The organism is Myxococcus sp. AM011 (genome assembly GCF_013372595.1).
Lineage (GTDB): Bacteria > Myxococcota > Myxococcia > Myxococcales > Myxococcaceae > Myxococcus > Myxococcus eversor.
Genome location: NZ_JABXEM010000388.1, coordinates 1 through 7630 on the forward strand (window position 1 = coordinate 1; position 7630 = coordinate 7630).

The 7630-nt window shown below is 68.0% G+C and carries 8 protein-coding genes; 4 read left to right on the forward strand and 4 right to left on the reverse strand.

The genetic code is table 11. From position 1 onward, the window contains the following. Window positions 1-509: DUF2721 domain-containing protein (locus tag HUW62_RS44065; protein WP_255203979.1), on the forward strand; the 509-nt coding region annotated here is incomplete at its 5' end. A gap of 9 nt (window positions 510-518) precedes the next feature. Here the strand turns inward: HUW62_RS44065 and HUW62_RS49385 are convergent. From HUW62_RS49385 to HUW62_RS44080, 3 genes are all read right to left on the reverse strand, one after another. Further along, entirely contained in the window at window positions 519-953 is a 435-nt protein-coding gene (locus tag HUW62_RS49385; RefSeq protein ID WP_240356150.1) for a hypothetical protein, read from the reverse strand. 882 nt (window positions 954-1835) lie between these two features. Next, window positions 1836-2681: a slipin family protein gene (locus HUW62_RS44075; protein WP_163863193.1), complete on the reverse strand. Its 846-nt coding sequence runs from the start codon at window positions 2679-2681 to the stop codon at window positions 1836-1838. Continuing rightward, window positions 2678-3985: a nodulation protein NfeD gene (locus tag HUW62_RS44080; RefSeq protein WP_176437863.1), complete on the reverse strand. Its 1308-nt coding sequence runs from the start codon at window positions 3983-3985 to the stop codon at window positions 2678-2680. The genes HUW62_RS44075 and HUW62_RS44080 overlap by 4 nt, the downstream gene beginning before the upstream one ends. Window positions 3986-4281: 296 nt before the next feature. Between HUW62_RS44080 and HUW62_RS44085 the strand changes: the two genes are divergently transcribed. Both HUW62_RS44085 and HUW62_RS44090 read left to right on the forward strand, forming a co-directional pair. Then, a complete protein-coding gene (locus tag HUW62_RS44085) occupies window positions 4282-4503 on the forward strand; it encodes a hypothetical protein (protein ID WP_163863189.1) in 222 nt (73 codons plus the stop codon). A gap of 192 nt (window positions 4504-4695) precedes the next feature. Further along, the gene (locus tag HUW62_RS44090; RefSeq protein WP_176437862.1) at window positions 4696-6285 is read left to right on the forward strand and encodes an amidohydrolase; all 1590 of its coding nucleotides are present in this window, start codon (window positions 4696-4698) and stop codon (window positions 6283-6285) included. Window positions 6286-6297: 12 nt separating this feature from the next. Here HUW62_RS44090 and nhaR read toward each other — a convergent pair whose 3' ends face one another. Then, complete coding sequence (gene nhaR, locus HUW62_RS44095; protein WP_163863185.1) at window positions 6298-7197, reverse strand: transcriptional activator NhaR; 900 nt, start codon at window positions 7195-7197, stop codon at window positions 6298-6300. A gap of 121 nt (window positions 7198-7318) precedes the next feature. Between nhaR and HUW62_RS44100 the strand changes: the two genes are divergently transcribed. Then, window positions 7319-7630 (forward strand): sigma factor (locus tag HUW62_RS44100; RefSeq protein ID WP_303626920.1); only part of this gene is annotated, 312 nt, incomplete at its 3' end.

The following is a 7630-nucleotide window of genomic DNA, read 5'->3' on the forward strand; positions in this document are numbered from 1 at the left end:
GGGTGGGGTGGAACAGAGGGGGGATGAACGGTGTGTCGGATGGGTTGGACCTCTCGTCGATACGGTTGATTGGGACGGCGGTGACGCCGGCGGTGATGGTGTCGGCGTGTGGAATCGTGGCGACGGGGTTGGACAACCAGATTGCGCGGATGACGACGCGGATGCGGGAGATGTTGAGGGAGGCGCGGCAGTTGCCGGATGGGAGCTCGCGGCGGGACTTGTTGCGGCAGGAGGTGGTCATCCTGGACCGGCGGCACGCCATCCTCGCGAGGGCCATCGCGCTCACGTACACGGCGCTCTTGGCGTTCGTGGTGACGTCGTTGCTGTATCTGACGAAGCGTCAGCTCGACATTCCGGAGCCGTTGCCGGTGGTGTCCTTCGCCCTCGGCGTGTTGTTGCTGGGAGCGGTGGCGGTGCTCGCGCTGGCCTCGCTGCGCTTGAGCCGACTGGCCATCACACTGGAGCGGGAGGAGCTCTTCGGAATCACCCGCCCGCCACCGCGCCTGTAGTGGTCCGCGCTAAGGCATGTACGGATGGCGGCCGAGGACGCGGCCGTCGGGGGAGACCGCATAGAGCTCGAACCAATCGAACTCAAGGCTGACGCCAGGGGCCCAGCCACACCGCTCGGGGCGGCGGTCGATGCGCACGAAGTACAGGCCGGCTTCCTGTCCAACGACGACGTCCAGTGATTTGGCCGAGAACTCACATGTGCTCGTTCCTCCTTTGGGGAACCGCGACAGCACTTGTTGGAGCGCGGCATGCGCCGCCAGGACGGCGGGCCCATCCAGTGTGGCCAGGGGGCGCAGGTCTTTGGGCCAGGGAATGGAGTCGACACCGTTGGGGCTGGGAGTGCCCGCATCCGAGACTGGAGTCGATGCCTTCGCCTTGGGTGGTTCCGTGCCGCCATCCGCCAGGAGCGAGACGAAGAGGACGAAATAGTGGGGCTTCAGCATGGAAGTCACTCCTGGGCAGCTTCGGCCTTCGTGTCCAACTCGGGAACGCACCGTGGAGGCGGTACCACGGCGGAGAGGTTGCTGGGCCTCTGGGGCTCGCACGTTGCCTGGAAGTCCCAGCGCTTCCCAGTCTCGCTCCATCGGAACACTTCGCCAGCGAGGTTCCACTTGTAGATGCGAGGAGCTACCGCTCTTCCTGTCGCGAGCCATGCCCATGCCGGAATCAACTGGCCTCGCGAGTCACGTGCTGGCTTTCCGTTGGGCGCCACCGCGTACTCCACCATGCTCCAGTGTCCTTCGGCTGATTTCATCGCGGGAGACACCCTCAAGTCCGAGCTGCTCACATTCGTGCCGCAAGGATGATTGTGCGCGAATCCGAAGATGGGGAGGTCTCGGCCAAAGTCCTTGTCATCGACCCCACCGAAAGGAGGACTGCACGCACTTCGTTCGCCTGTGAGATTCCGAATAGGCCAGGACACTCGCCAGTCTTCTGCCGTTCGGTAGACGGCGAGGCAGTACTCGGCTGCGTCTGCGCGGGGGCGCCCCGTGCTCGGCTCGCACGCGTCGGTGGCCCCAGGCAAGGTCATCAAGGTTTTGAGAGCGGGAATGAGCAAGTCATCTGGAATGGTGGCTGCGTCCGAATACACAGCAGGGACATCTCCATTCTCCCAGGGACCGGGTGCCACGCGCAGGACGTCCCTTCCCTCGAGGATGGGAAGCTCGCTGCTCAGGAAGTAGCGGCGAGAGGGAGCACAGGCCAGAACGAGCGCGAACAGGGCGGCTGCCCCGAGGTGGCGCCGACGCAGCTTTCCAGACCTATGGCGCCAACAAGGGGATGGACTCATCCATGGACTCGCTCAGGTGGGAGACCTGAGTGAGAGCCTACGTCAATCCACCCACGGGATGTCCGTCCTCGTCGCGATGCCCGTTGGAGTGTCGCCTGTCGTCCTCGCCCGAACCGAAGCCGCTGCGAGCCGCCGCGGCGCCAACGGCACGGAGGATGTCGAGCGGGATGGGGAGGATGGTGTGATTGCCGCCGGTGGTGATTTCCACCAGCGTCTGGAGATATCGGAGCTGGAGCGTGGCGGGGTTGCGGCTGAGCACGTCCGCGGCCATGGCGAGCTTCTCGGCGGCCTGGTGCTCGCCCTCGGCGGCGATGATTTTCGCGCGACGCTCGCGCTCTGCCTCGGCCTGTCGGGCGATGGCCCGCTGCATCTCCGGGGGCAGGTCGATGTGCTTCACCTCCACGTTGGAGACCTTGATGCCCCACGGGTCCGTGCGCGCGTCGAGCACCTGCTGGATTTCGTGGTTGATGCGCTCGCGCTCGCTGAGGAGCTGGTCCAGCTCCACCTGGCCCAGAATCGCGCGGAGCGTCGTCTGGGCGAGCTGGCTGGTGGCGTAGAGATAGTCCTCCACCTCGAGCACGGCCTTGTCGGCATGGATGACGCGGAAGTAGACGACGGCGTTGACCTTCACGCTGACGTTGTCGCGAGTGATGACGTCCTGGGGCGGCACGTCGCGAGCAACGGTGCGCAGGTCGATGATGACCATGCGCTCCACGAAGGGGATGAGCCAGCGGAAGCCCGCGCGCTTCAACCCCACGAAGCGACCGAGCCGGAACACCACGCCGTTCTGGTACTCGTTGACGATGCGCACGCCTGACAGGAACAGCAGGAAGACGATGCCCAGCGGAATGATGAACCCGAGCAGCCCGAACACGTTGGTCATGTCTTCACCTCGTCGACGAAGAGGGTGAGCCCTTCCACGCGCCGCACCACCACATGGGCGCCGCGCTGGATGGGGGAGGGAGAGGTGGCGCGCCAGCGCTCACCATGGACGAACACTTCACCGCTCTCGAGAGTGACGGGGGCCAGCGTGGTGCCCTCCTCGCCCACGAGTCCCGCGTCTCCACCGCGCTGAGGCAGCCGCCGCGTCTGCGCGCTCCGCCACGCGATATAGGCCGCCGCGCCCGCGAGGACCAACGTGGTGGGAATCAGCCACGCCCACGACACCCCGAAGGAGCGGTCCACGAACCAGTCCGGGTCGAAGCGGTCCACCAGGAACAGTCCGCCCAGCCCCAGCAACACCACGCCCGAGGCCCCGAGCAGTCCACTGGTGACGAACAGCTCCGCGATGATGAGCGCCGCGCCGAGCAAGAGGAGCAACAGGGCCCCCGCGCTCACGGGCAGCGCGGACGAGGCCACCAGCGCGAGCACCAGTGCCACCAGGCCGATGAGTCCAGGCGCGATGCCGCCGGGATGCGCCAGCTCGACGACCAGTCCGAGCGCGGCCATGAGGAACAGCAGGTAGACCAGCGAGGGATGCGCGAGCGCATGGACCGTGCGCTGGGAGAGGCTCGGAGTCAGCTCCACGAGTCGAGCGTCGCGAGTGGACAGCCGCACCGTGTCGCCCCCCGCCACCTGCACCGAACGTCCATCGGCCCAGGCAAGGAACTCAGATTCGCTGGACGCGAGGTGCTCCACCACGCGCAGTTCGACGGCCGCGTTCGCGCTGACGGCGACACTGTCGCGCACGGCGGAGGAGGCCCACTCCGCGCTGCGGCCTCGCTGACGCGCGATGCTCTCGGCGAAGGCGACGGTGTCGTTCTCCACCTTTCGGGCGAGCTGCGAGCCACCTGCCGCCTCCGGGTCCTGTCCGGTGACACCCGCCACGGGATGCGCCGCGCCGATGTTGGTGCCCGGAGCCATGGCCGCCAGATTGGAGGCGAGGGTGATGAAGACACCCGCGCTGCCCGCATGCGCACCAGAGGGACCCACCCAGACGAGCACCGGCACGGTGGAGCCCAGGAATGCACGGACGATGGTGCGAGTGGCCTCCAGCGAGCCGCCCGGAGTGTCCAGTCGAACCAGCAGCGCCGAGTGTCCCCCCTGCTCGGCGCGCCGCACGCAGTCGGCCAGATAGGCGCCCGAGCCAGTGTCCACCACGCCTTCCAGCTCGCAGCGAGCCACGGTGGAGGAGCTGGACGGAATGCTCGATGGAGGTGTCGCCGCGAGCAGGCCCAGGGCGAGCATCATCAGGACGCAAGCGGCCCAGATTCTCTCCAGCTGGATGTGGCGTGAGCGTGGCAAGTCACACCTCCTGAAGCGAACGCTTGCCCACCACCCGCCTGGCCCGAGGCTCCCGAGGTGTGAGGACACTTTCGAGGCAACGGTGGTCATGCCCTGCTCCACCTTCCCGAGTCGGCTCGCGCATGTCCGGTATCGGGCATGGAGAGGGAGTGCTCGCATGCCGGGACGCTTCCCGGGTGGTCGGTGTGAACGACAGGCAGCACATTCGCTGCTCGCCAAGACTCCGAAGGGGAGGATTCATGCGCCGCGTTGCTCTCATCGCCGCCCTTTGCCTGGCCGCAGTGCCACTGGCTTGCAAGACCACGCAGCCCGCCGGGACGGACCAACAGGAGCCGCTCCAGGGCCCTGACCAGGTGCGGGAGCCCGTGCAGACCGTGCCGGACGAACCGCCCGGCCCCGCCACGCCCATGCCTGCGCAGCCCGATGCGGGCACGACGGAAACGGAGACGCAGCCGCAATAGCGCGTCGCCATACGCGGACGCCCGTCGCCGTGAGTCGCGAGCCAGGAGCCAGGAGCCTGCTCGCGGCCCGCGCCGGCTCTGCTCATCGCGTCTCCAAGCAGACGGTCCTCGTGACACTGTCCCTTCGCTCGCGCACAGTGCGCGCGACCCGCGTGGAGACGAAGCCCGACGCGGAGCAGGCGGAGGCGCACGGTGGAGACGACGGTCTATCTGGCAGAGCGAATCTGGACGCTGGATGCATCGCGTCCACTCGTTCGGGCCTTGGCGGTGCGCGACGGACGTGTCGTGGCGGTGGGCACGCGCGACGAAGTGAGGGCGGCCGCGCCCGGTGCGCGAGAGGTGGACCTGGGAGCCGCCACGGTGGTGCCGGGGCTGGTGGACGCCCACGCACATCTGCACGGCCTGGGGCGAAGCCTGACGACGGTGCGATTGGAGAAGGCGCCCTCGGTCGAGGAGGCGCTGCGCCGACTGACACAGGCACCCGTCTCCAGCTTCCAGGGTGACTGGTTGTTGGGACGGGGCTGGGACCAGAACGAGTGGCCCGGTGGAGCCTTCCCGGGTCGGGCCGAGCTGGATGCCGTGTTTCCCACCACGCCCGTGTTCCTCACGCGAGTGGACCACCACGCGGCCTGGGTGAACGGCGAGGCGCTGCGCAGAGCAGCCATCTCCCGCGACACGCCGGACCCCGAGGGAGGCCGCATCCTGAGGGACGCGAAGGGCGAGCCGACGGGAGTGCTGGTGGACAACGCCATGGACGTGGTGGCCGCGGCGATGCCACCGCCCACGAAGGCGCAGCTGGAGACACGGCTCCGCGCGGCGCTGGAGCGCTGTGCCCGGGTGGGGCTGACGGGAGTCCACGACGCCGGCATGGACCTGGATGCGTTCCGGCTGCTTCAACAGTGGGACGCCGAGGGCACGCTCCCGCTGCGCATCTACGCCATGGCGGCGGGCCAGGGGGACGAGCGGCACGCCTATCTGGCACAAGGCCCGTGGCAGGGACGGATGCTGACGATGCGCGCGGTGAAGTTCCTGGCGGATGGGGCGCTGGGCAGCCGGGGAGCGGCGCTGCACGAGGACTACTGTGACGAGCCGGGACAGCGCGGGCTGTTGTTGATGTCGCCCGAGGAGCTCGAGTCCCGGAGCCGTGCCTTCATGGCCAGGGGCTTCCAGGTGTGCATCCACGCCATTGGAGACCGTGCCAATACATTGGTGGTGGACGTCCTCACGCGCGTGTCGGAGGAGACGGGCACGAAGGCGCTGCGGCACCGCGTGGAGCACGCGCAGATTCTGCGACGCGAGGACATCACCCGCCTGGGCGCGGCGGGCCTCGTGGCGAGCGTTCAGCCCACCCATGCCACCAGCGACATGCCGTGGGCGGAAGCACGACTGGGCCGCGAGCGACTCCGGGGCTCCTATGCGTGGCGCAGCCTGAAGGACGCGGGGGCCACCCTCGCGCTGGGCAGCGACTTCCCCATCGAGAACCCGGACGTCCTGGCGGGGCTGTACGCGGCGCGCACGAGGCAGGACGCCACGGGCAGACCGGAGGGAGGCTGGCTGCCGGAGGAGGCGCTGTCGGGGTACGAGGCCCTGGAGGGCTTCACGCGAGGGCCGGCGTGGGCGTCCTTCGAGGAGGCTCGGCGCGGCGGGTTGGCACCAGGGCAGGACGCGGACTTCGTGGCGCTGTCGGTGGACCCGGTGGAGGGGCCCGCGAAGGCGCTGGTGGATGCGCGGGTGCTGGCGACGGTGGTGGCGGGCGTGGAGGTGTACCGCGCCTCGCCTTGAGCGCCGCGGGCCTCAGACGCTGAAGATTTGCGAGCGGGCCGCCTCGGCGATGGCGACGACGGCGGGGTGGCGCAGGCGGCGCTCGACGGTGATGGCGTAGAAGCAGGTCTCGATTTCGTCGGTGCGGCCGATGACGGAACAGTTGTACTCGCGCTCCATCTGCGACTCGATGACGGAGGGCATGGCGAAGACGCCGTGGCCGCTCTGGCCGAAGGCCTGGAGCAGGGCGCTGTCGTCGAAGTCGCCGGCGATGAGGGGGCGCAGGCCCTGTCGCTCGAACCAGAGGTCCAGCGAGCGGCGCACGGAGGACTCGTCCGAGGGCAGCAGCATGGGCGCGCCGTCGAGGGAGCGGGGGAAGTCCTTCTTGAGGTGACGCAGGCTGTCGGCGGCGAAGAAGGACACGCCACACTTGCCGAGCAGGTGGTTGAAGGAGCGGACGCTGACGGGCTCGGAGCTGGGTGCGTCGGCGAGCACCACGTCCAATTCGTGCAGCGCGAGCGAGGCGAGCAACTGGGGCAGGGGGCCTTCGCGGCAGATGATGCGCAGCGAAGGGCCTGCCTCGAGCGCGGGCTTGAGGAGCTGCTCGGCGACGAGCTTGGGAATGACGTCGAGGATGCCCACGTTGAGGCGCAGTTGTTGGCCGGGGGGCAGCCCAGCGACCACGTTCTTCAGCTCGTTGCCCAGGCGGAAGATTTCATCGGCGTACCGCATGACGGTGCGCCCCACGTCGGTGAGGACGAGCTTGCGGCCCTGTCGCTCGAAGAGCTTGTGGCCCAGCGACTCCTCCAGCAGCTTGAGCTGGCTGCTGATGGTGGGTTGAGCGAGGTGCAGCTCTTCGCCTGCCTTGGCGATGCTGCCCGCCCGCGCAACCGTCCAGAAATACAGGAGATGATGGTAGTTGAGCCAGCTCATACCCATAGAGATAACCGATGGGTTGCGTTCAAACTACCTAATTTTATTAAGAATGGTCCTGGCTTATCTCTATGTGCATTCGCGGACGAGTTCTTCGCCGCGAAGAGACCGGAGGAGGTCCATGGAAGCCATCAACCCGAGCGTGTCCTGTGAGTCCCGTGAGCTTGAGGTGCTCCGCGAGGTGGTGGAGACGCGCGTGAGGGAGCACCTGGTGCTGGTGGAGCGACTGGCGTGGAAGTACCGGTGGACGGGGTTGCCGCTGGACGAACTGGTGGCCGAGGGGAACGTGGGGTTGATGGAGGCGGCGGGCCGGTTCGAGGAGCGGGGGATTCCGTTCGGGGCATACGCGAGCCAGTGGATTCGGGCGCGCATCCGGGCGTACGTGAGCCGCAACTGGAGCATGGCGGGGGGGCGGGCGCCGTGGGTGGTGTTC